Source organism: Nostoc sp. UHCC 0251, assembly GCF_034932245.1.
Classification (GTDB): domain Bacteria; phylum Cyanobacteriota; class Cyanobacteriia; order Cyanobacteriales; family Nostocaceae; genus Nostoc.
On the sequence record NZ_JAYGHD010000057.1, the window covers coordinates 1 to 22363 of the forward strand.

Genomic DNA, 22363 nt, shown 5'->3' on the forward strand with positions numbered 1-22363 from the left:
GATAAAAAACAAAGGCAATAGTGACTATGTTGCAATTTAAATGCCGATTAGCTTACCAATCTGGGAACGAGCAAAACCGATTTGGCGATCGCAGCCTGAATATGACTCAACCAAGGTTAACCCCGGTCAATTAAGCGGTCGCATTGCCCTAAATCGTGTCAGCTTTCGCTACTCGGAAAATGGCAGCTTAATCCTCAATGATGTCAGCCTCCATGCCGAACCAGGGGAATTTATTGCGATCGTTGGGTCTTCTGGAAGTGGAAAATCAACGATATTGCGGTTGTTATTGGGGTTTGAAACTCCATTGACAGGTGGCATCTATTATGATGGCAAAGATTTAGCAGAGATGGAACTCCAGGCTGTGCGAAGACAGTTAGGCGTGGTACTGCAAAATGGTAAAATCGGTACAGGCTCGGTTTTTGATAACATCACCGCCAGTGCTCTAGTTTCCCTAGAAGAAGCTTGGTCAGCAGCACAAATGGCAGGCTTTGCTGATGATATTAAGCAAATGCCAATGGGGATGCATACGATCGTCGCCGAGGGTGGTAGTAATCTTTCCGGTGGACAACGGCAAAGATTATTGATTGCGCGATCGCTTGTTTCCAAGCCTAAAATTATCTTGATGGATGAGGCTACCAGTGCTTTGGACAACCGCACCCAGGCAATTGTGACTGAAAGTTTAACTAAGTTAAATGCTACCAGAGTAGTGATTGCCCATCGCCTCAGCACAATTCGTAATGCCGATCGCATCTATGTTATCGACGCTGGTCATGTCGTGCAGGTAGGTAACTTTTCGGAATTGATTGCTCAAGGTGGTTTGTTTGCCAGACTGGTAGCCCAACAGTTAGAAGGAGAGCTTTAGTTCTGTTTCAGCATAGAATTAGCAACTTGGTATAAAGATTGGATATTTAGTCCATCATTAGGATATTCAACCACAGCAAAATTACAAGTTACCTGGAAGCGATCGCCATTGGGAGCTGTAAAGACTTGCTGGCGGAGCTTGGTTAAAATGTCACTGAGGCGGTGTTTGACGACATCTGTGTCAGTCAACCCAGAAACTCCTACCACAAATTCTCCGTTACCCCAATAGCCCAATATTTCGCCACTGCAAAAAACCGATTGGAATAGACGGCTCCATCGTTGCAATACTTGATTACCAGCCTCATGCCCATACTGGATATTAATTTGGCGTAAATCGCTAATATTCAAGATCATTAAGCAAACCGATTGCTGATTTTTCTCGGCTTGAGCAATCAGGTGTTGTAAATCGCGGCTAGACTGTAACTGATTTGCTAGTCCGGTTAAGGGATCTTTGGTAGACAGTGACTGTAGTAAACGGCTGCGTTCTAGGCGATGGGTGATCCTTGCCAGCAGTTCTGCCCCTACAACAGGTTTAACCACATAATCATCTCCCCCGGCAGCAAACACTTGCTGCACCGTTTCCATCTCCCGGTGAGCCGTCAGAAATACAATTGGCAATTCCTGCCATTGGGGATCTGTGCGAACTGCCTGGCAAAGTTCTATACCACTAATTTGGGGCATTTCCACATCCAAAATCAACAAATCTGGTGCAGTAGATTGCAATACCTCCCAGAAACGCAGGGGATCGTCCAATGCAGTCATTCGCATTCCCCAAGGTTCTAACATTGGGCCTAATGCCGCTAAAATCAGTGGGTCATCATCAACTACTAATACATTTACTGTTAAAGCCCGCGTAAGCTGTAATATTTGAGACGTAGTTTCCCAAACTTGATTTGCTGTGACAGGCTTGAGGAGAAAACCCCGCGCCCCAGACTGAGCCAAAGTCACACGATCCACTAGCTGATCAGTGACAGCCAGCGCCAGAACAGGTACAGGAGGAGTATGTGTTGCTAAGTCCAACATTAGTGCTAAACTTTCCTCTCGCTGCCCGATCTCGTCTACATTCAGTACTACTAAATCTGGCGATGTGGTTTGCAAGAAGTTTTTTGCACCTTCTAACGTTGTTATTTGCTGCCAGCGCATTTCTATAGAAGATGCTAGTTGTTGCAACTGTGAACCCAGTTGTAAATCATGGTCAATCAGCAGTAACTTTGGACTCATCTCTTCCCCAATCGAGGTAGCAGTTTGATTAACTACCTTCATTAGGTTTAACAAATTGCCTAACTCTTGGATCAACGATATTATCTGGCGTTTTTGGGCTGGTAATAACTCTCCATCTTTGTCTAAAATCTGTTCGATTTCCCGCGCTATTTGAGTACCTGTTTCTTGCTCAAACATTCCCAAAACACCAGCTAGCTTGTGCGCTTCCCGTCCTGCCGATTTACGTAATTCTATAGTTAGCGTGCCGCTAGAAAGTTCTGTTGCTGCTTGTTGCAGTACTTCCATTCGCTGTGTCATTAGCCCCTGATATTGATTCCACAACTCACCCATTGCTTGCTTAAACTGCTGTTCAACGGATGGGGAAGTATCGGGTATGGAGGAATTTTGATCGGGATTTTTTTGAGTTATTTTTTTTTCGCTATTTCCACAACTAGTAGCTTTTTGGGAGTTTAAGCGATATCCCAAACCATAAACGTTTTCAATCCAGTCTATGGCTCCAACTACTTTTAACTTGTGTCGCAACCAATTAATATGAGATTTAACTGTTTCCTCTTGGGGTGGATCATCAAAAGTCCAGAGATGTTCGATAATATCTCCCCGGCTGAAAACCCGCAATGGATTACGTAGTAATAGTTCCAGCAGACTATATTCTTTGGGTGTTAAATCCAGAACTTGATTGTTGTATGTTACCTCGCAAGTACTTGGATCTAACCGCAATGCCCCAACTTCTAGCACTGGAGGACGGGGAGTATCGCCGCGACGTAGCAAAGCACGTACCCTTGCTTGGAGTTCTCCCAAATTTAAAGGTTTAATGAGATAATCATCTGCTCCAGCATCGAGTCCACGAATGCGATCGCTAGTTTCATCTTTTGCTGTGATCAACAAAATAGGAGTGGAACAGCCACTAGAGCGTAAGCGCTGACATAAAGTAATGCCATCCAGTTTCGGCAGTCCAACATCTGTTAATATCAGGTCGTAGTTCGTACCTTGGGCATATTCCCAGCCAATTTGCCCGTCTTGTGCGATTTCAACAGCATAGTGTTGTTGGGTAAGAGACTGCAACAAAACACTCGCTAAAACTTCGTCATCTTCAATCAGCAAGATTCTCATAGCAACTTACTCCTAACTCCCTGCCTCCCCTACCTGCCTATGTGTATCAACCTTAGCTCGACTTTATCTATTTTTGTCGCAACGTGAAAGCCTAAGCTGAAACCTTTGAGAGACGAATTTCATAGATAATATTTTTTGTCAACCCTGGCTTTAAGTAATTTTATATACAAATGTATTATTTAGCTAATTATCAACGAAATTTTAAAGCTCATGCTATCGATTTTACCAAGACTGCCGAAAGTCCTACTGATGTGGGCTATTGGAGTGATGAGTGGTGTGTTGGTGGGAAATTTGGTGCGAAGATTCAGTTTGGTAGCTCTTTTAGACTGATGCACCATCTTTAAAATAAACCTCCTGCATCAATGTCTGCACCCTAACCGGATTTCTCTCCTGCTGTATGTTTATTGAGACAGGACTTAGGCAACTGTCACAGGCGATCGCTAAATTTTGGTACATGCGTATTAGCATAACTGACCAGCCCCGTTGGGGCGGGTGTAGGGTGTGGGGTGTTGGGGAAGAAGCACGATTGCGTTGGGCGGAGTTCCAAGCTCCGTCCAACGCCGTCTCACTACACCCAACACCCTACCCCCCACACCCTTCTTTTTGACGCAACTGGCACAATGCGATCGCTAAATTTTAGTACATGTATATTGATATGGACTTACACAACTGGTACAGAGCGATCGCTATTCAAGCATGGATTGTTGTCAAATTATTTAATTCAACAACTAAAACGTCCAGATGTCCCCATGTTTATCGTTTAGTTTTTGGGGATTCGGCAAGAGTGCCGTAGACGATCGCCTGTGCCAGTTGCGTAAGTCCTGTGAATAATTCGCGATCAACAAGATCCCCGACTTCTTTAAAAGTCGGGGATCTGGGTTTTTCCTTTCCCCGACAAGTATTGCTCCTCTTCCAAGTTGCCTGTTCCCTATTCCCTATTCCCTGTTGCCTTTAACCTTTGACAACTGGTTCACCCGATTGGGTGTATGCGATCGCAGCATCCAGAACTACCCTAAAAGTAGAGCCACTTTTTCTGCTGTTGGTGATTGCGCCGACAGTTACAAAACTCTTACAGTGGTTATGATTGCCTTGAATATTATGCCAATTGCTTATATATCAAAGGGTCTAAGAGTGGATGAAGTTGTAAAATCACCGCATAAACTAGAGAATATCACTCTGTTGGAAACAATTGCTGCCAATTTACCGGGAATGATTTTCCAAATTCTGCAACGGCAGGATGGTTCTATATCTATCCTTTATGTTAGTTCTGGTTGTAAATATTTGTATGAATTAGAACCAGAAGCTATACAGGAAGACTTTCAGTTGCTACACAAACTAATTCATCCACAGGATATAAAAGCTTTTACAGAATCTGTTGCAGTTTGTAGTACCACTCCTACACCTTGGCATTGGAAAGGTCGCATCATTACGTCTAGTGGGAAACTGAAGTGGATTGAAGCTACTTCGCAACCCGAATTACAAGAAGCAGGTGATTTTATTTGGAATGGCTTGGTGATGGATATTACAGACCAAAAACAAGCCCAAGAAAAATTGCAAGAGACTGAGGGGCGATATAAAGCAATTTTGGACGCTATCCCCGATTTGATGTTTCGTATTAGCCGCGATGGTGAGTATTTAGATTTAAAAAATGAGGGAGCAAATGTCACTCTTTCCAGAGAAGAAATAGTTGGTAAGCATGTACAGGAGTTATTGCCTAGTGATGTTGCGGCGATTAGCCTGGAAGCGATCGCTAAAACTTTAGATTCTGGAACTTTGCAAACTTGCGAATATCAACTACCAACGCCATTAGGAATCAAAGATTATGAGGCGCGGTTGGTAGTAAGTGGTGAAGATGAGGTACTAGCACTTGTCCGAGACATCACAGAACGCAAACAAGCAGAAGTCTCCTTACAAAATCTTGCCCAAAAATTTGCTAAAGCTTTTAGTTGCAGCCCCGATTCAATTACCATCAGCACGCTGCAAGAAGGACGCTTCATCGAAGTTAACGACAGTTTTGTAAAACTCTCAGGTTATGAGCGAGAAGAGGCGATTGGGAAAACTTCCTTTGAGTTAAATCTTTGGGTACACGATCGCGATCGCCAGAATTTGTTACAGGAATTACAAGCCACAGGAGTTGTTCGCAACTTAGAATTTGAATTTCGGCAAAAGTCTGGCAAGATAATTACAGCGCTGCTTTCAGCCGAAGTCATTGATTTGGATGGTCTCCCTTCGATCCTAGCAGTCCATCACGACATTACAGAACGCAAGCAGGTGGAAGCACAATTCCAACTTTGTGCCCAACGCGATCGCTTGTTGGCAGAAACCCTAGTACGAATTCGGTCTTCGCTTAACTTAGAGCAAATTCTCCAAACCACCGTGACGGAAGTCAGGCAATTTCTGCAAGCAGATCGGGTTTTTATTGGTTTAAATAATGCCAATTTAGGAATCAGAACTCTTGCCGAATCAGTAGATCCTAAGTATCCATCAGTCACAGGTTGGTCTACTAATGATGAAGCTTATCTACAAGAATTAAGAAACTTACTCAAAGATAATGTTGTGCGTATCGTTGAAGATATAACGCAAGTAGCATTATCTCCCAAAGTAAAAGCGCACTGTCAAAAATTCCAAACGAAGGCTACCTTGGCTGTACCAATTATGCTAGGTAACGAATTATTTGGGGCGTTAATTGCCAATCAATGCTCAGGTTCACGCCATTGGCAGCCAATAGAAATTGATTTGTTACAGCAAATGTCAGAACAAGTAGCGATCGCTATTCAGCAAAGCCAGATATGCCAAAAATTAGCAGAACTCAACACTAATTTAGAACGCCAAGTAGAAGAACGCACAGCCCAATTGCAGCAGAAAATGCAAGAAGTTGAAAAATTGCATCGCGTCAAAGATGTTGTTTTGCATACAGTTGCTCACGATTTACGAACTTCGGCGATGGGTAACTTGATGGTGTTAAAAAATTTGTTAAATCAAAGAGTGGGGAGTGGAGGAGCAGGGGAGCAGGGGAGCAGGGGAGCAGAGGAGCAGGGGAGCAGGGGAAAAATTACAGCAAGTCTTTCCCCTCTGCCCCCCATCCCCTCTGCCCCTCTGCCTCTTTCCGATGCCCAATCCCCAATTCCAGTATCTCGCTCGATAATCGAGCGGATGATTCAAGGCAACGATCGCCAACTGACGATGATTAACTCATTGCTAGAAATTAATTCTTGTGAAAAACAGGGTATTGACATTAAAGCCGAACCTGTGCAATTTAGCACCCTACTGGAAGGAATGTTTGCCCAGTTGGAACCCACACTGGCACAAAATCAAGCGACTTTGAAAAATTTAGTTCCTGCCGATTTACCGTTAGTGATGGCAGATGCGACTCGGTTGCAGAAAGTTTTGGCAAATTTAGTAACACATAGCTTGCAAAATAATCCACCAGGATTAAATTTTATTTTAAGTGCCACCGTTGAAGACGGAATGATTCGCGCTCAGATTCGAGATGACGGTGTGGTAATGAGTAAACTAGAGTGCGATCGCCTTTTCGATCTGCATGTCCGTGATCCTCAAGACTGTTGTTCGACAAGCATTGGCTTAAAAATGTATCTTTGTCGGAAAGTTATTAAGGCACATGGCGGCGCAATCGGTGTTATTAGTAACCGCAAGCGCGGGTTAACTTTCTGGTTTACATTACCTCTCTTCACTTCATCCGCAACAAATTGCCCATAAATCACCAAAAAATGAGAGGGTGTTATTTATGGCAATGTTGAGTAAGGAAACACCCTCAAGGTATGGGCAAAGTTGCTCGGATGCTAATAGCTACTCCGTTTACAACAGTGCAAAGCTGGTGGAGAAAAACCTTTTCTGCGCCAAAAACAGATGAAACAACTACCCTTTACAGAGATTGGCGTAACCGTTTTTTGTGGCAGAGATTGCGTTTATGGTTATGGCTGGCACTGATCTGTCTGTTGTCTTTTACTTTGCGAGACATTTACGGACTGTTTTTTCCTTTTGCAGAGTTGCAAAAGTTGCCAGAAGAATTTAGAACTCAACGCCTTGTAATTAATGTTGCAATGCTTGCGAGTATAATTATTTGCTTTGCTTTACATAAAACTAAGTTAGGTCGCGATCGTCCAGATTTATTATTTTTGGGTTCTTCTTGGGCAATCAGTCTAGCATCGCAGTTATTTGCAACCATCAGAGGTTTTGCACTACCTGAAACCATTGCCTGGTCGCTGCTATTCTTGAGTCAAGCTGTATTAATGCCAGTCTCCTGGATTCTTCACTTGCTATGTCAAGTGGGTGTGCTACTTTACTATTTTGGTGTAAATACGGCACTTGGACTAAAAACACCAATCCCCGAACATCCAGAATTATACAATGTAACGTTCATTTTATACATCTTTTGGTTTTGTGCTATATGTGATATCGGCGTTTATCTGTACGATCGCCTCAAACGTTCTGAGTTTTACGCCCGTCAAGAACTGGAATCTGCTTACCAAAAACTCAAGGTTGCAGAAGCTAAATATCGCAGCATTTTTGAAAACGCTGTTGAAGGTATTTTTCAAAGTAGTCCCGATGGACGTTACATTACGGCAAATCCTGCTTTAGCACGCATTTATGGCTACTCCTTGGCGGAGGAGGTGACAGCAAATTCCACTTTTATTGAACAATTGTACGTTGATCCGAACCGCCGGGCAGAATTTGTGCGCTTGATGGAAAAGTATGGCAGCATTTCCGAGTTTGAGTCTCAAATTTATCGCCGAGACGGGAGTATTGTCTGGATTTCGGAAAAAGCCTACGCAGTGCGTAACGAACAAGGAAAACTGCTTTACTACGAAGGTTTGATTGAAGACATTACTCAGCGCAAAGAAACTGAAGAAGAACTACGAATATTTTTCCATGCAGTTTCTCACGACTTACGCAACCCAGTGCTGGGTACTTTAATGGTGCTGAAAAATTTGCTTGCACGTCCAGAGGAAAATATTTCGATTTCACGCTCAATTTTAGAGCGGATGATTCAAAGTAGCGATCGCCAACTGAACTTAATTAATTCCTTGATGGAAGCTCATGTCAGCGAAATGCAAGGTGTCGTTTTACAACGTCAAGCCGTACAATTACTGGCAGTTGTCGAAGCTGCGATCGCAGATTTAGAGCCATTACTAGAGCAAAATCAAGCAACCTTAACAAATCTGGTATCCGCAGATTTGCCATTAGTGAATGCAGATCCCACGCAACTATGGCGAGTTTTTTCTAACTTAATCGTGAATGCTCTCAAACATAATGCCCCTGGCTTACTCTTGACAATTAACGCTACCCGTAAGGGTGAGATGATTTATTGTACTGTAAGTGATAATGGCGTGGGAATTAGTCAACAACAAAGCGATCGGCTTTTTGACCTTTACTTTCGGGGTGCAAGTATCCGCAATTCTGTAAGTTTGGGATTGGGCTTGTATTTATGTAAGCAAATCATCAATGCTCACGGTGGCGAAATTGGTGTTAATAGTGCATCGGATGCAGGGGCAACTTTCTGGTTTACATTACCTATTAACTAGCACCTAAAGCCTGCAAAATTGCCAATTTAGCTTCTGTTAATATAAACGATGGGCAGTAGAAAGAACATTTGGGTGGTTTAATCAGTACCATCGTCTTAACAAAGATTATGAACGTCTGCCTGAAATGAGCGAAGCCTCCATATATGCTGTTATGGCTATAATTATGCTACATCGTCTTGTCTACCTAAAGATTTACTTTATAAATAGTCTCTTACTACCTCTGTTTTTGGCAAAGGTATTGTATAAAGGGGATATTTAGTTTTCTGAAAGCCTTATCCAGTTAACATCTTGGCGTATTTCCCCCTTATTCTGGCTCGTCAATATTTAAATGAGTTTGCCTTGGTGTAACACCCACTCCTTCATTACTGCGGTGATTCGTCGCAAGTCATCCTCATTAATGACGTATGGGGGCATAGTGTACAGCCACTTGCTGTACGGGCGGAGCCACACTCCCCGATCTAAAGCAAACTCCCTGAATCCCATGAGATTTGAAGGAGATTCAAACTCTAGGACTCCTATGGCTCCAAGCACTCGTGCGTCGCAAAGCGATGGCCCCTCCAATCCCTGGATCTCTTCTTTGAGTACTTGCTCAATAGCTTTAACTTTACTAAGGTAGTTTTCGGTTTCGATAAGGCTGATACTTGCCAACGCCACCGCGCAGGCGACTGCATTTCCCATGAAAGTCGGCCCGTGCATGAAGGCGAGTTCTGGATCGTCGCTGAGGAAGGACTCGTAGACTTGACTTGTAGCGATAGTTGCTGATAGCCCGAAGTATCCCCCAGTGAGCGCTTTACCAAGCACCATGATATCCGGGGTGACATTTGCAAGCTCCGCTGCGAATAATGCTCCTGTTCGCCCGAAACCCGTCGCTATCTCGTCGAATATGAGTAGCACCCCGTGTTCATCACACAGTCTTTGGGCATGGAATAAATACTCGGGGGGATAGAAGCGAAAGCCACCCGCTCCTTGAAATATCGGTTCGAGGATCAAGGCGGCAATCTGGTTCTTGTTCGATTCCAGAAGTCCGGCGAGTTGAGAAAGCGATGCTTGGCATTCGTGAGACTTGATGTTAACCCCGCCCGGTGCATCTACGAAATACTGAGGGAGTATGACCCCTTTAAACAATCGGTGCATCCCCTCGTCGTCGTCACTCACCGACATTGCCCCTGTCGTATCGCCATGATATCCCTGGCGAAGCGCCACAAAACGGCTCTTCTGTGGTAGCCCTTTGTTGCGCCAGAACTGAATTGCCATCTTTAACGCGACCTCTACCCCCACTGAGCCGCTGTCAGCAAAGAAGACATGATTGAGCCTCTTAGGAGTAATTTTGACTAACGACTCGGCGAGATGAATAGCTGCATCATGAACCAGACCCCCGAGCATAACATGAGCGAATTTTGCAAGCTGTTCTTGAACCGCCTTATTGAGGACAGGGTGATTGTATCCATGAATAACACACCACCATGAAGAGATGCCGTCAATGAGTACCGTGCCATCATCGAGGTAGAGCTTGACCCCCTCTCCTCTAACTACTTTCAACGAGGGCGAAACGGTCTTCATTTGTGCGTAAGGAAGCCAGAGCGAGTGAACTTGTGTCATCATTGGGACTCATGTTAATAACTTGACATAGGCAATGTTATAGATCAAGTGTAGAGCCACAAATTACTTGACCAGAGCGGCAAATTATTTGTCTAAATCGTAAGCCTTTGTAAAAAAATGTTGCAGATTTCTCCACATCCTGATATAGCAGAGGTCTTAAACGTGCGCTCATTTGCAAATCAAATATCATGCCAAACTTAAGGCACTGCTATAACCGAAGAAACAAAACGTCAAAGCCACTTATTCATGCATTTTATAACACCATAATTGCTTTTTGGCGTTGGAAAAACTGTCTTTAGCTACAAAATAAGTCATTCTAATGACAGATGTAAATGCCTTTGAATTTACATGTTAAGCTTCGGAACGTAGCGATCGCAGGGTTGAGTATGTGCAGAATAGAATGCCTTTATCATCGTCTCAGCAAGGATTATGAACGTCTTGCAGTGCAGGAGTGAAGCAACCATATTATATGCTGTTATGGCTCGTATCATGCTTCCTCGTCTTATTGTCTAAAGATTCACTTTATAAATAGTCTCTTATTGCTGCTGGTTTAATCTGGGGATTATTTATCTCACAAATGGTTCCACAAGTTGAGTCTTCATGTATTGTGAGTTTCTTGTTAATTTGTGTGGCGTAGACGTATAGGGGCTTGTTGTTAGACATCGCTGGTATATTTGGTAGCATTACCTTGAAATGCCCAACAGCATTTTTCATCCAATCACTACCCGCAATATTGGCTTTATTCTTGCTGTAGCTTCCTACTTTTTAGCGGTTATGTTTCCAGAAATATTTTCAATTTTGCTATTGTTCAGAAAAAAGAAACGAATAGAACAAGAAAATCCGGGTAAAAGTGGCGATGCTATTTCATCATCACCTAACAAAGTAGCAACTAAAACCAACTGTGCTTTTTCTCGCCGATAAACTTCAACTTGTTTAGTAAAGCGATCAACAATCCAATACTCACGCACGCCTTGAACTGAATAAAGTTTCAGTTTTGCTTCTTTATCTCGAAATTCGTTTTGTTTACCAGGGGATAAAACCTCTACGACTAACTCTGGTGCGCCTGTCAAATGTCCCGCTTCATCTTCAATTTGCGCCAGTCGTTCTCGACTTACCCAAACTACATCTGGTATGACGCTATCTGCTTGTGAAAAAATCACCCCTGGAGCCACAATTGTTTCCCCTAAACCACTCGCATCTGACCAAACATCGAGTTGTCGAGCAATTTTTACACAAACTTGTTGATGACGGCGGTGAGGAGTGCGAGTCACAAAGAGTTCTCCATTAATAATTTCATAGCGTGTCCACTCATTTTCGGGTAGAACCTCTAAATCGTGAATTGTCCAGCGTACTCCCTCAATGGCTTGGTTCATGATTGTCCCCGTTTGGCTCGTTGCCTTTGTTTAATTTTATCTTTTCTTCCGGCAAGGCAGATATGGTATTTAAATTAAAACCATAATCAAAAGCAAAAGTTCAGGCTAAACTCTGTATGCTGACATTTACCCAACTTAAACCACCTAATTACGATGCCGCAGTTACTTTTACTCTGGCACTGACAGCAGAAGAACGTACCCGTAGCCGTCATCGCTTTGAAACGGAAGATGGGAAAGTTGTAGTTTTACATTTACCCAGAGGAACTGTCTTACATGATGGCGATATTCTGCAAGAAGAAACCCATAGCAGTTTAATCAGAATTACCGCCAAACCAGAACTAGTACTGACTGCCTTTGCCCAAACACCACTTTTATTATTACGGGCGGCATACCATTTGGGAAATCGCCATGTACCTGTAGAAATTACCCCAACTTATTTACGCTTGTCTTCAGATTCGGTTTTACGCCCGATGTTGGAACAACTGGGGTTAAAAGTTAAAGAGGAAATTTTACCGTTTCAGCCAGAATTAGGAGCTTATGGACAACACCATCATGCTCACTGATAGTCATCTTTTAAGTATTTTACAGTTGGCTAGCCCTGCTTTACCTGTGGGAGCATATAGTTATTCTGAAGGTTTAGAAATGCTGGTAGAAAATGGTACGATCGCTAACCACACACATCTCAAAGATTGGTTAAAAGCAGAGTTGCTCTACGGGGCAATTCGGTTAGAGGCGGCAGTGATGGTACGATCGCAGCAATCCGCAAAAATGAATGATTTAGAGTCGCTATGCCGTTGGAATCTGTGGTTATCCGCCGCTAGAGAAACAGAAGAGTTACGCGCCTCTAGTTGGCAGATGGGGCGATCGCTCATCCAATTACTTGGTAAACTAGAACCGCAGATTCTACCTATTGCCAATGCTGTAGGTAATCCTTGCAATTATGCGATCGCTTTTGGCATTGCCGTTGCTCATTGGCAAATCAGTATCCAAGCCGCATTACTCGGATATCTGCATAGTTGGGCAAGTAATTTGATTACTGCTGGCGTGAAACTTATTCCTCTTGGACAAACAGCAGGACAGCAGTTATTGCTAGATTTACAACCATTACTCAGTGCTGCGGCATTGGAAATTCTCGCGTTGGAGGATGATGAACTCGCCTGTTGTAGTTGGGGTTTGTCGCTGGCGAGTATGCAGCATGAAACGCAGTATACAAGGTTGTTTAGGAATTAGTCATTAGTCATTGGTCATTGGTCATTAGTCAAAAACTAAGAACTAATAACCTGTACCAAGGAAAAGTGACAACTAACAAATGACAAAGGACAAATAACAATGAATGCATTTCGAGTAGGGGTTGCTGGGCCAGTGGGTTCGGGGAAGACGGCTTTGGTGGATGCTTTGTGCAAGGGATTGCGTGAGCAGTATCAGATTGCGGTGGTGACGAATGATATTTATACTCAGGAGGATGCTCAGTTTTTGGTGCGTTCTCAGGCGTTGGCAAGCGATCGCATTTTGGGTGTAGAGACTGGCGGGTGTCCTCATACTGCTATCCGCGAAGATGCTTCGATGAATTTGGCGGCAATTGAACAGTTAGAAGAACGTTTTCTCGATTTGGATTTAGTATTTTTGGAAAGTGGCGGTGATAATTTAGCTGCTACTTTTAGTCCAGAATTGGTGGATTTAACGATTTACGTCATCGATGTTGCGGCTGGTGATAAAATTCCCCGCAAGGGTGGCCCCGGTATTACCAAGTCTGATTTGTTGGTGATTAACAAAACTGACTTAGCACCATACGTTGGTGCAGATTTAAGTGTGATGGAACGAGATGCTAAAAAAATGCGCGGTGATAAACCTTTTATTTTTACTAATTTGAAAACTCAGTCAGGACTTGCAGATGTAATTAACTTTGTTTGCACAAATATCTGTTGAAAAGAATTTTATTATCTGGGCAATTGCGGACTTGCTGAGTATAAAATTTGGTAATTACGCAATATAGAATAATTTTCGTGATACCAAAAATTGTGCAACAATTTGGGCGATCGCTACCAAAGTCTTTTCTGGCAATTGCTCAATTTACCTTGACTTGTTTGCTTGTATTTTACCTATCGTCAGCTAACGCTACAACTACAGGATACTTAAGCGAACAAGGGGAACTATTTCGCCAAGCGCTAGCTGCTGCTAAGTTAACTCCAGAGGATGTCCGCTTGGAGATGAAAGACATGGATCTCTGGGGAGGTGATAAATATCGAGTCAAGTTGCTAGATATATTTTTCGATAACCCTTGGAAAATCAGTCCTTACACCCGCGCCATTACTCAAGATTTACTTGCAGCTAAATCAGATTTAGCACAACTCGCTGCCAGTGCCTACAAAAGAATCGATGGGGGTGTGAATCCGCAATTAAACAGAGATTTGCTGACAAAATACAAACAGCAAGTACAAAAGCTAGGTGATGATGCCTTAGCTGTTGCTCTTGGTAAACTAAGTACTCAGCCTGCTGATAGTTTTAAAACTAGCGAATACAAAGCTTTACCATCACAACTTCGTTCTGCGATCGCACAGTTTTTATTCACAGTACCAGATGCACTGCATTACAGACAGGTGGGATTGTTGCGATCGCTATCTAAATTACAACTAGATGGCGATCGCACTTACACCGAAGTATTTAATTACGCAGTTAAAACTGTGGAGGAAGAAGCCGCAGAAGAAGTAGATGCTAGCCCAGAAAAGGTACTGTTAATTGAATCTCTTTTAGACAACGTTGATTTTAAAATGCTCAACACAGGAGCAATTTTAACAGCGGCCGCTGTTGGTGAAATGCAAAGTCAAATCAGCCAAATCCCAGTTAATTTGTTGCAAGGAAATTACAACTACAGCATAGATACACCCCAAGGTAGAATTATTCTCAGTGGTAAAGGCGATCAAGTCTATTCCCCCGACGATTACCTATTGATCGTAGATATTGACGGTAATGATACTTACTCTGGCGGTGCTGCTACCAAAAACATTGCTCATGGTGTCAGCGTCACCTTAGATCGCTACTCTAGCCCACCGGGGAAAATTCCCAGCTTTGGGGCTGGTATCTTCGGCTACGGATTGCTGCTAGATTTACAAGGTGATGACAGTTATGAGGCAGAATACGCTAGTCAAGGCATAGGTATTTTTGGTACTGGCATTCTCTACGACGCGCAAGGGCAAGATACCTATCAAGGCATTAGCAATCTTCAAGGCAGTGGTACTTTTGGTTCAGGACTGCTGATCGATAATCAAGGTAGCGATCGCTATTCTCTCTACAGGTACGGTCAAGGCTATGGCTTTACTAAAGGAGTAGGGTTGCTATTAGATAGTGTAGGTGACGATAAATACATTGGACTAGAAGACAAGTATCCAAACGGCGGCCCATTTGGAGCCAAAAGGCATGTCCATTTTATCCAAGGTGCAGGTTTGGGAAGGCGTGCAGACTATACAGAAGGTCACAGTTGGGCTGGGGGTGTAGGGATGTTAGTCGATGGCGCAGGAAACGATCGCTACGAATGTGAGGTTTACGGTCAAGGTACAGCTTACTGGTATAGCTTGGGCTTTTTGGTAGACAAAGCGGGTGATGATTACCACGATGCCGGATGGTACAGCCTGGGAAGTTCGCCGCATTTTGGTGTGGGAGTTTATCAAGATGATGGGGGAAGCGATCGCTATACAGGTATCATTATGCAAAGTTTAGGCAATGGCCGTGACTGGAGTATTGGCTGGTTTGAAGATAGCGCTGGAAATGATTGGTATAACGGCAGCTTAATGACCTTCGGTACGGGAGATATTAACGGCATCGGAGTTTTCTGGGATAAGCACGGCGATGATACTTATCTATCTTTATTAGAACCAGCTTACGGACAATCCCGGTTAGAGGGTGTTAGTGGTTTACGAGAGTTGATGCTGACATTAGGCTTATTTGTTGATGGCGGCGGGAAAGATAATTACCTGCTATTGCCAGAAACAGACCCCCAAAATAAATTGCCAGATACAGCGCTCAATACTCAATTGGCAACTAATCCTGTTGCTGGTAACGATAGGACTTGGTGCCGCTCTACAAAACCTCGTTATATCAAAATGGCTTATGGCTGCGGTATTGATGCTCAATAGACCTCTTGCAAAAGTGCTTTTTGCAAGAGGGGGAAAAGGGTAAAGGTTAAAGGGGAAGGGGACAATACAGAACTTTTTCCCCTTCCCCTTTTCCCGACTTATGCAAGAAGTCTAATAAGTACGAGTGACGTTTCTATAAAGCCCTTAGATGACGACTTCGCACACGTTCAGCACTACCGGTAGGAATTGCAGCAATTAAATTTTGCGTGTATTCCTCTTTCGGTTCTTGGTAAATGCTTTCGGCTGTTCCTTGTTCAACAATTTGACCGCGATTCATGACTAAAATGCGATCGCTCATAAATTTCACTACACTTAAATCGTGAGAAATAAAAATATAGGTAAGTTGAAAGTCTGACTGTAATTCTTTGAGAAGATTTAATACCTGCGCCTGTACTGAAACATCCAGCGCTGAAACTGATTCATCGCAGATGATAAATTTAGGGTTTAATGCCAAAGAACGGGCTATGCAAATCCGTTGGCGTTGACCACCAGAAAACTGATGAGGATAGCGGTTACTTGCATCTGCACTCAACCCCACTCGTTCTAAAAGTTCGGCTACTCGCTGGCGTCGTTGTTGCTTTGTCTTTCCAACGCCGTGAATTAATAATGGTTCCATCACCGCATCGCCAACCCTCATTCGGGGATCGAGGGAACTGAAAGGGTTTTGGAAGACTATTTGCATTTCCCGCCGCAGTTTTTGCAACGGTTCTCCTTTGAGGCTAGTAATATCTTGTTTTTCAAAGATAATCTGACCACTCATTGGTTCAATTAATCGCAGCAAGGTTCTGCCAAGGGTGGTTTTACCGCAACCGGATTCTCCCACCAAACCTAGTGTTTCCCCTGGTTTAACATCAAAGGAAACGCCATTAACTGCCATATTGTAGCGTTTTGTACCACCATACACCCCACGCACTGGAAAACCAACTTTCAGGTTGCGGATTTGCAGCAGAGGTTCCAATTTATTGAAGTTTGCCAATTTTGCAGCAATCTCTTCGGTGGTGACTTCTATGGGTTGTGCGGGTTCTTTCGCCTGAATTACTACTTGTCCCGTTGGTGTCTCTTCTGCACTCATGTAGTCAGAAACAGTGAGTAATTTTTGAGGACGGCGGTTGAGTGTGGGGCGACAAGCTATCAAACCTTTAGTATATGGATGCTGGGGACTGCTGAAAATTTGCTCCGAAGTATCAGATTCGACAACTTTGCCTTTATACATCACCGCTACTTGGTCAGCAATTTCTGAAATTAGCCCCAAGTCGTGGGTGATGAAAATCATTGCCATGTCACGGCTTTGCTGCAATTCTCGCAACAAGTCCAAAATTGTCGCTTGCACCGTCACATCTAAAGCTGTGGTTGGTTCATCGGCAATTAAGATTAATGGGTTGCAAGAAATTGCCATTGCAATCATCACCCGTTGCAACTGACCCCCAGAAAGTTCATGAGGGTAGCGTTCCAGCATAGCTTCTTTGTGTTGTTTAACCAACTGTGCCAGCTTTGATGGTTCTGGTTTCGATGAATTGCTGTTGGTTTGATGCCAAGTTTCGATATACTGCTGCTGGATCTCTTCATCGCTAGGTAGAAGCTTAACCTCTTGCAGACCTGCGATCGCAATTTGTCGTGCTTGGGCTGCTGACACATTTTGATGCCGCATAATCGCTTCTGTTAGCTGAAACCCAATGTTATAAACCGGATTGAGCGAACTCATCGGTTCTTGAAAAATCATGGCGATGTCGCCACCCCGGTGTAGCTGCATTTGCTCAGGAGGCAATTTTACCAAATCGATGGCGTTGGCATTCTCTTGAGGACGAAACCAGATTTCACCGCCAGTAACTATACCGGGAGTTTGCAACAAACCCATCACAGCTAAGGCTGTCACTGATTTACCACTCCCCGATTCTCCTACTATTCCTAGAGTTTCACCTCGATGCAGTCCAAAGGAAATACCATCCAAAGCTCTGACAGTGTTGCCATCACTGGGAAATTCAACTTGTAGATTGCGAACCTCTAGGACAGTTTCTCTCATAGGAGTTGGTAATTCTAACTTAAAATTATTTGATTTTAACAATAGTTTTGATGTATCTGTAGGTAAATTTGGTTTTTACCGAAAAACTAGGTCTAGAGCTACGCACTTCTAGGACGGCTTCTTAATTAATATTATAAGTGTCAATGCAATTGCAGGTTTATCTCAGTTAATGCTTGCGCTTAGAAAACTCTGCTTGCTAATGCTTCAATCATTCCTCTATCGGCAAGGTGAGAGTGAACGCTGTTTGACCGTTCAATATTGAGTCAAGGGTGAGGTCGCCACGATGAGCGCGAGCAATTTCACGAGCCAAGCTCAGTCCTAGCCCTAGTCCTTCAACCTGGCGGGTACGCGCCGGGTCGCCGCGATAGAAGCGGTCAAAAAGGCGTGAGCGATCGCTCACAGGAATGTCAATTGATGCATTGACGATGGTAATGTGGACATTTGTTTGCATTTTTTCTGCATAAATCTTGATCCAGCCATTGGCAAGATTGTATTTGATGGCATTACTCAACAGGTTTTGCAGAACTTGCATGAGCAAATCGCGATCGCCCTGTACCTTGAGTCCAGTAGGAATGTCAGTTTGCACGCTCAAATGAGGAGCTAGTAGTTCCGCATCCTCAACAATCTCCATCAGCAACTCAGAAATATCCACTTCAACCAAATACAAGCTCATTTGTCCGGCATCTGCTAGAGATAGCAGCAAGAGTTTCCGGATAATTCCACTCAGGCGGCGCACTTCATCTAAGAGATTGCTTAAGCGTTGTTGCACTTCACTTCCTGAGTCAACTTGTTGCAAGGTTCTTTCCAGTTCACCTTGCAGAATGGTTAGCGGGGTTTTCAGTTCGTGAGCAGCATCAGCACTGAAGCGAGAGGCTTGGGTAAAACTGCGTTCTAGGCGTGACAGCATTTGGTTAAATACCTGAATCAGTTCGACAAACTCAACATCCGTCGTCCCAATGGGAATTCGCTGATCTAGCCCTTTGACTGTCACCTGTTGAATCACACCTGTTAATTGAGTGATAGGACGTAACGCCCTACCAGAAATCAACCATGCTCCGACTGCAACTAGTAGCAACGCTACTGGAATAGAAACTAAGAAGATATTACGAATTGTAGCCATCTCTTGATTGACGGCTTGCAGGCTCACAGCCAGAGCAACCTGAGTATTGGGAAATTTGGTGGTTCCAATCCGCCAAGTTGCTGTTGCTGTCCGTAAAGTAACAAATTGCGGGGGAAGTGGGCGAAAGGGCGGTGGTTCTATAGATGGATTTTGTCGTTCTCTAGGAGGGGGTAATGATAAAGGTGTTAATTGAAGACGCCCAAGCAATAGGCGGTTTACTTCAATGTCAGCAGGTAAAGAGTTAGATTGAAATATTGTATTGCCATTGGCATCAAGTACCAGCAGGGCGATGGGAGTTTTGGTATTGGTTCCTAAACCAAAGGATAGTGATTCTGGGCGTAGAGGCGATCGCGGAGCGACTCCGGAGTATCGCTCTTTTTCCGGTGGACGACTGGCTCGCATCAACTGATTTAACAATTCTGCATCGAGTCGGCTAATCTTGGCATTGTAAATCTGAAACCAGGAGACTGCACCAAATCCTACTAATGTACTGCCAGCTAAAGCCGCAGACAACAGAGCAATCCGAAATCGAAACGATCGCAGTTGTTTCATGATCAAGATTCTGGTTTGCGAAATCGATAGCCAACACCGCGAATACTTTCAATCCAACTGGCTTCATCGATGGGGTCAATTTTTTTGCGAATTCTTTGGATACATACATCCACAACATTAGTGTTGGGGTTAAAGTCATAGCCCCAAATGTGTTCTAGGATTTGGGTACGGGTGAAAACTCGTCCGGGAGAGCGCATGAGATATTCCAACAGATTAAACTCGCGGCTGGTGAGTTCAATCGCCCGTTGATTGCAGGTAACTTCTCGCGTGATGCGATCGAGTTTGATTGGCCCAACCGTAAGGAGATTTTGGCGATCGCCTAGACTCCGGCGGACAACTGCATGAATGCGAGCTGCTAACTCTTCCACAAAAAACGGTTTGGCAATGTAATCATCGGCTCCCAAGTTTAGACCTTCTAGGCGATCGTCTAGTTCATTGCGAGCCGTCAACAAAATTACCGGAGTATTGCGACCTTCTCGCCGCAGTTGTTTGAGAATCGACAATCCATCTTTTCCCGGCACCATAATGTCAAGAATAATCGCATCGTATTCGTTATCTAATGCCCGCAGATATCCTTCATCGCCATTGTCGCAGTAGTCTACGACAAATCCCTGCTCCTTCAGTCCAGCCCGGACAAAGTTAGCAATTTTTGCTTCATCTTCGACAAACAGAACGTTCACATGCATTTATTACTTCATCTATTGCTCCATTTTAGATTGATTGTTCTATAGCTCAAATTACAAAAGTGTAATTTAGAAAATAGGCAAGCTGTCATTTTCAGGTGGATTAATCATAAATGTAAGCAACAGCAATTTTCGAGGTCAATTGTGATAAATATTCGTAGAGTGTTAGCAGTAGCAGCGATTCCTTTTGTAATTGGTACATTCGGTTTTGTTGCACCCAATCAAGCAAACGCCGAAGCTCCTTCCAATCGCAATCCACTGATTGCACAACAGCAAAGACCAAATGAAAAACCACAGGTTAAGCATCGCCAACCCCGCCCACAACAAAAAAAGCGTCTTCCCCAATCTCATCATCGTAATTACTAATTCGTAATTCGTAATTCGTAATTTAAGACGCGAAATCTAAATCTTGCTTAGTTTCAGATGGGATTTAAATCCCCATTTACAGAAATGACGAATACTTAGTTACACATCATGAAAAATAACAATCGCCAATTAGGTCATTTAACTCGCAGAAGGGCACTTGCTTTATTTAAAGCAGCCGGAACTGCAATACTGGTCGTTGGATGTATACCGAGAAAGTCTAGTTCCACACAAGCACAGCCGAGTGTAGCTGTCTCAGTATCATCCACGGTCGAGTCTGCTACATTGCCTGCCTGTATCGTGAGTCCAGAGCAAACTGAAGGGCCGTATTTCGTAGACGAGAAGCTCAATCGCTCTGATATCCGTTCCGATCCAGTGGATGGTTCGGTGAAAGAAGGCATACCACTGCAACTGACGCTGCACGTTTCTCAGGTCGGTAGTAATGGTTGTACACCTTTAGTTGGTGCGATCGTGGATATTTGGCACTGTGACGCACTCGGTGTCTATTCGGATGTGACAGACCGCAGTTTTAATACTGTTGGCAAAAAGTTCTTACGCGGCTATCAAATAACCGACGCTAAGGGAAATGTTCAGTTTGTAACCATTTACCCTGGTTGGTATCAAGGAAGAACTGTCCATATCCATTTTAAAGTTCGCACGAATGGGATATCAGGGCAAGGTTATGAGTTTACATCACAACTATATTTTGATGACGCGATAAGCGATCGCGTGTATACCCAAGCACCCTACGCCAGTAAAGGACAGCGCACACAAAAAAACGCTGATGACGGAATTTTTGCTGATGGTGGCGAACAAATGTTGCTCAAGCTTACCAAGAATGGACAAGGCTATGCAGCAACCTTTGATGTTGGACTTCAGATGGCCTGATTTGAGCAGTGTACTAGGCACAAAAATTACAAAATTGTAATTCAGAAGCAGGGCAAACTGTAATTTTGAGTCGGTTAAATCAGAAATATCAACAACCTATCTTGTAGAGGATGACCATGAATTTTAATAAAGCAGTAGTCGTAACAGCAATTTCCGTTCTGGCTGGGACATTTAGTTTGATTTCGCTGAATCAGGTAAATGCTGCTAATCCATCCGATCGGGTTGCCCAGGATTCACAACAGCCCAACCAACGACCAGACGGACAAAGGCGACCACCTCGCCCTGATTTTGCAGCCGCGGCGGCGAAGCTTGGTGTCACTGAACAACAGTTAAAAGATGCGTTGGGAGTACCTGCTAATCCTCCCAGTCAAGCTGACAGAAATGGGCGTCCACCCCGTCCCGATTTTAAAGCTGCGGCGGCGAAGTTGGGTGTCACTGAACAACAGTTGAAGGATGCACTGGGAGTACCTGCTAATCCTCCTGGCGATCGCAATCATCAACGTCCACCTCGTCCCGATTTTAAAGCTGCGGCGGCGAAGTTGGGTGTCACTGAACAACAGTTAAAAGATGCGTTGGGAGTACCTGCCAATCCTCCTGGCCAAGCTGACAGAAATGGGCGTCCACCTCGCCCCGATTTTAAAGCTGCGGCGGCAAAATTAGGTGTCTCTGAACAACAGTTAAAGGATGCGCTGGGAGTACATGCCAATCTTCCTGCAAACGAGCGCATATAGCGGTTGGGAGAGCGGTAAGTGAAGGAAGTTTCTAGCATGAGATAATTAACTAATTATGCCCAAACATGGGATGCAGTGACCAAAGCCGAATTAACATTGCGTGGATGGGGCGTTACCCGGATTTCTCACCACACCCCTCAAAGCCTGCGCTTGTGCAGGGGAGCAGGGG

General features: G+C 44.0%; 19 protein-coding genes and 2 pseudogenes. 14 read left to right on the plus strand and 7 right to left on the minus strand.

Annotated features, from left to right (window positions below; all coding sequences use genetic code 11):
- Positions 1-52 precede the first annotated feature (52 nt).
- A pseudogene (locus VB740_RS09590) lies at positions 53-862 on the plus strand (ATP-binding cassette domain-containing protein); the annotation flags it as partial.
- Here VB740_RS09590 and VB740_RS09595 read toward each other — a convergent pair.
- Positions 859-3192, minus strand: a complete 2334-nt coding sequence (locus VB740_RS09595) for a response regulator (protein ID WP_323199801.1) — start codon at positions 3190-3192, stop codon at positions 859-861. The pseudogene VB740_RS09590 and the gene VB740_RS09595 sit on opposite strands and share 4 nt — an antisense overlap.
- Positions 3193-3362: 170 nt before the next feature.
- Here VB740_RS09595 and VB740_RS09600 point away from each other — a divergent pair, with 170 nt between their 5' ends.
- The 5 genes and pseudogenes from VB740_RS09600 to VB740_RS36765 form a co-directional block, all read left to right on the plus strand.
- Complete coding sequence (locus VB740_RS09600) at positions 3363-3536, plus strand: hypothetical protein (protein ID WP_323199802.1); 174 nt, start codon at positions 3363-3365, stop codon at positions 3534-3536.
- Positions 3537-3701: 165 nt separating this feature from the next.
- Positions 3702-3956 carry a hypothetical protein gene (locus tag VB740_RS09605; RefSeq protein WP_323199803.1) on the plus strand — a complete coding sequence of 85 codons (255 nt, stop codon included), beginning with the start codon at positions 3702-3704 and terminating at the stop codon, positions 3954-3956.
- 316 nt (positions 3957-4272) lie between these two features.
- Entirely contained in the window at positions 4273-6909 is a 2637-nt protein-coding gene (locus VB740_RS09610) for a PAS domain S-box protein (RefSeq protein ID WP_416289556.1), read from the plus strand.
- Between the two features lie 62 nt (positions 6910-6971).
- Positions 6972-8735 (plus strand): ATP-binding protein, encoded by a 1764-nt coding sequence (locus tag VB740_RS09615; protein WP_323199804.1) that lies wholly within the window; start codon positions 6972-6974, stop codon positions 8733-8735.
- 43 nt (positions 8736-8778) lie between these two features.
- Positions 8779-8916: pseudogene (locus tag VB740_RS36765) on the plus strand (transposase); the annotation flags it as partial.
- Positions 8917-9059: 143 nt separating this feature from the next.
- On the opposite strand, the gene bioA reads toward VB740_RS36765, so the two are convergent.
- Positions 9060-10337 carry an adenosylmethionine--8-amino-7-oxononanoate transaminase gene (bioA, locus tag VB740_RS09625; protein WP_323199805.1) on the minus strand — a complete coding sequence of 426 codons (1278 nt, stop codon included), beginning with the start codon at positions 10335-10337 and terminating at the stop codon, positions 9060-9062.
- Positions 10338-10666: 329 nt separating this feature from the next.
- Between bioA and VB740_RS09630 the strand changes: the two genes are divergently transcribed.
- The gene (locus VB740_RS09630; protein WP_323199806.1) at positions 10667-10789 is read left to right on the plus strand and encodes a hypothetical protein; all 123 of its coding nucleotides are present in this window, start codon (positions 10667-10669) and stop codon (positions 10787-10789) included.
- A gap of 67 nt (positions 10790-10856) precedes the next feature.
- Here VB740_RS09630 and VB740_RS09635 read toward each other — a convergent pair whose 3' ends face one another.
- Together VB740_RS09635 and VB740_RS09640 are read right to left on the minus strand one after the other, a co-directional pair.
- Positions 10857-11048: a hypothetical protein gene (locus VB740_RS09635; RefSeq protein WP_323199807.1), complete on the minus strand. Its 192-nt coding sequence runs from the start codon at positions 11046-11048 to the stop codon at positions 10857-10859.
- A gap of 44 nt (positions 11049-11092) precedes the next feature.
- On the minus strand, positions 11093-11707 hold the full coding sequence (locus VB740_RS09640; RefSeq protein WP_323199808.1) for a Uma2 family endonuclease: 615 nt from the start codon (positions 11705-11707) through the stop codon (positions 11093-11095).
- A gap of 116 nt (positions 11708-11823) precedes the next feature.
- Here VB740_RS09640 and ureE point away from each other — a divergent pair, with 116 nt between their 5' ends.
- The 4 genes from ureE to VB740_RS09660 all read left to right on the plus strand — a co-directional run bounded on the left by ureE (position 11824) and on the right by VB740_RS09660 (position 15837).
- Positions 11824-12270 carry an urease accessory protein UreE gene (ureE, locus tag VB740_RS09645; RefSeq protein WP_323199809.1) on the plus strand — a complete coding sequence of 149 codons (447 nt, stop codon included), beginning with the start codon at positions 11824-11826 and terminating at the stop codon, positions 12268-12270.
- Positions 12245-12937, plus strand: coding sequence for an urease accessory protein UreF (locus VB740_RS09650; protein ID WP_323199810.1), 693 nt, complete (start codon positions 12245-12247; stop codon positions 12935-12937). The genes ureE and VB740_RS09650 overlap by 26 nt, the downstream gene beginning before the upstream one ends.
- Before the next feature lie 99 nt (positions 12938-13036).
- On the plus strand, positions 13037-13633 hold the full coding sequence (gene ureG, locus VB740_RS09655; protein WP_292741152.1) for an urease accessory protein UreG: 597 nt from the start codon (positions 13037-13039) through the stop codon (positions 13631-13633).
- Positions 13634-13710: 77 nt separating this feature from the next.
- Positions 13711-15837 (plus strand): hypothetical protein, encoded by a 2127-nt coding sequence (locus VB740_RS09660; protein WP_323199811.1) that lies wholly within the window; start codon positions 13711-13713, stop codon positions 15835-15837.
- A gap of 133 nt (positions 15838-15970) precedes the next feature.
- On the opposite strand, the gene VB740_RS09665 is transcribed toward VB740_RS09660, so the two are convergent.
- The 3 genes from VB740_RS09665 to VB740_RS09675 form a co-directional block, all read right to left on the minus strand.
- The gene (locus VB740_RS09665; protein ID WP_323199812.1) at positions 15971-17857 is read right to left on the minus strand and encodes an ABC transporter ATP-binding protein; all 1887 of its coding nucleotides are present in this window, start codon (positions 17855-17857) and stop codon (positions 15971-15973) included.
- A 208-nt stretch (positions 17858-18065) separates the two neighbouring features.
- Positions 18066-19529 (minus strand): sensor histidine kinase, encoded by a 1464-nt coding sequence (locus VB740_RS09670; protein WP_323199813.1) that lies wholly within the window; start codon positions 19527-19529, stop codon positions 18066-18068.
- 2 nt (positions 19530-19531) lie between these two features.
- Entirely contained in the window at positions 19532-20209 is a 678-nt protein-coding gene (locus VB740_RS09675) for a response regulator transcription factor (RefSeq protein ID WP_323199818.1), read from the minus strand.
- Between the two features lie 147 nt (positions 20210-20356).
- On the opposite strand from VB740_RS09675, the gene VB740_RS09680 reads away from it, so the two are divergent.
- The 3 genes from VB740_RS09680 to VB740_RS09690 all read left to right on the plus strand — a co-directional run bounded on the left by VB740_RS09680 (position 20357) and on the right by VB740_RS09690 (position 22194).
- On the plus strand, positions 20357-20578 hold the full coding sequence (locus VB740_RS09680) for a hypothetical protein (protein WP_323199814.1): 222 nt from the start codon (positions 20357-20359) through the stop codon (positions 20576-20578).
- A gap of 108 nt (positions 20579-20686) precedes the next feature.
- The gene (locus tag VB740_RS09685) at positions 20687-21463 is read left to right on the plus strand and encodes an intradiol ring-cleavage dioxygenase (RefSeq protein ID WP_323199815.1); all 777 of its coding nucleotides are present in this window, start codon (positions 20687-20689) and stop codon (positions 21461-21463) included.
- Between the two features lie 116 nt (positions 21464-21579).
- Positions 21580-22194, plus strand: a complete 615-nt coding sequence (locus VB740_RS09690) for a hypothetical protein (RefSeq protein WP_323199816.1) — start codon at positions 21580-21582, stop codon at positions 22192-22194.
- Positions 22195-22363: the final 169 nt, after the last annotated feature.